Origin of the sequence: Microtetraspora sp. NBRC 13810 (assembly GCF_030268685.1) — a bacterium.
In the GTDB taxonomy this organism is placed as follows: domain Bacteria; phylum Actinomycetota; class Actinomycetes; order Streptosporangiales; family Streptosporangiaceae; genus BSRQ01.
Window position 1 is genome coordinate 1 of the sequence record NZ_BSRQ01000054.1, and the last position, 1072, is coordinate 1072.

The 1072-nt window shown below is 67.8% G+C and carries 1 protein-coding gene; it reads right to left on the reverse strand.

Features of this window, described 5'->3' with window-relative positions; translation table 11 throughout:
- Positions 1–848: M23 family metallopeptidase (locus tag QSK26_RS41400; protein ID WP_285780848.1), on the reverse strand; the 848-nt coding region annotated here is incomplete at its 3' end.
- Positions 849–1072 lie beyond the last annotated feature (224 nt).

The window sequence follows — 1072 nt, forward strand, 5'->3', positions numbered from 1 at the left end:
CTCAGCCCATACTTCGCACCCCCCACCACCACGAAGATCCCACCGTTCCCCGCATTCCGCAGAAAACTGCCATCACGCGGAACCTGCGGCAACCGACCCAACCACCCCGCCGGAACCCCCGAAATCGGCGCACTGCCATACCCCGACGCCGTCAACTCCGCCATGCTGGAGAAACGAACCGGAGCACCACCCACAATCACCGCGATCGTCCCGTCCGGCTCCCGATACAACCGGCCGTCCACCGGCGTGGTGACGCAGCCGTTGGCACTGGTGACGTTGCGCCAGGTCTGGCTGTTGCTCTGGCCGTACTCGACGCCGTTGAAGGTGGCCCGGACCCGCTCGGTGCCGGCGGCGCCCCAGGTGGCGCGGCCGTCGCCGTTGGCGTCGAAGCCCTGCTCGTAGTGCAGGTGGGGGTGGCCGTTGGAGGTCGGGCCGGTGGCGCCGACCTGGCCGATCTGCTGGCCCTGCTCGACGCGCTGGCCGACGTTGACGGACCGGGACTTCAGGTGGATGTAGGTGGTGAACCAGCCGCCGCCGTGGTCGATCTGGATCATGTTGCCGGCGTTGGAGTGGAAGAAGGACTGGTTGACCGTGCCGGCGGCGGGCGCGACGAGCCGGGCGCCGTCGGTGCCGGCCTGGTCGGGCTCCTTGACCATGTCCAGCGCGGGGGCGTGCGCCCAGGTGTCCAGCCGCCACTTGTCCCCGCACGGGAAGGGAAGCTGGAACGCGGGTGGCGCGGCGGCGGCGTTCACGGGTAAGGGGGCGGCCACGGTGAGTCCTGCCAGGGCGAGCGCGCTCACGGTGACCATGCGGCGGAGGTTCGCGGTCTTGGCGAAGGTACGGTTCATCGGAGTTTCCTTTCAGGGTTGTTCGGAGAGATTTCGGAGAATGCCCGGTCAGGCGTTGGGAATCTTGTTGAGGAAACCGACGGGCACATTGCCCGAGGCGGGCTTGCCCAGAGCCACCCACTCGTCGTAACCGAGCGCCCGCTTCTTACCGGCATTCACCACGTAGATCGTGCCGTCCCGCACATCACGCATATAACTGCCATCACGCGGCACCGCACCGAACG